Here is a 604-nt window from a genome sequence, read left to right as displayed (position 1 = left end):
GCCGTCACCTGCGTGCTGGGCTTTCTGCTCGCCGTGCCGCTCGGGCTGGCGCAAGCCGCCGGCTCGTTCTGGTTCGCCGCACCCGCCAAGGTGTTCTGCACGGTGATCCGGGGCACGCCGCTGCTGATCCAGCTCTGGCTGCTCTATTACGGCCTGGGTTCGCTGTTCCCGCAATATCCGTGGATCCGCGAATCCTGGATGTGGCCATATCTGCGGCAAGCCTGGCCCTATGGCGTGCTGGCGCTGACCCTGTCGTTCGCCGGTTATGAGGGCGAGGTGATGCGCGGCGCCTTCGCCGGCGTGCCCAAGGGGCAACTCGAAGCCGCCCGCGCCTTCGGCATGAGCCGCTGGAAGGCGTTCCGGCGGATCTGGCTGCCGCAAGCCATCTACCGGGCGCTGCCGACGCTGACCGGCGAGACCGTGCTGCAATTGAAGTCGACGCCGCTGGTGGCGACGATCAGCGTCATCGACATCTTCGCCGTTTCGTCCAAAGTACGGCAGGACACCTACCTCACCTACGAGCCCTTGCTGCTGCTGGCGCTGATCTACATGACGATAACCGGCATTCTGGTCTTCGCCTTCAGCAGGATAGAGGCCAGGATCC

Annotated in this window: 1 protein-coding gene; it reads left to right on the top strand. The window is 65.2% G+C overall.

Annotation, left to right across the window (positions count from 1 at the left end; translation table 11 throughout):
• Window positions 1–604, top strand: a 604-nt coding sequence (locus tag EOA22_RS36490; protein WP_164756329.1) for an ABC transporter permease, incomplete at both ends; no start/stop codon positions are given.

Source organism: Mesorhizobium sp. M7A.F.Ca.US.014.04.1.1 (assembly GCF_003998745.1).
GTDB lineage: Bacteria > Pseudomonadota > Alphaproteobacteria > Rhizobiales > Rhizobiaceae > Mesorhizobium > Mesorhizobium ciceri.
Note: the sequence above shows the minus strand (reverse complement) of the source record. Positions and strands in the feature narration are given on the sequence as shown.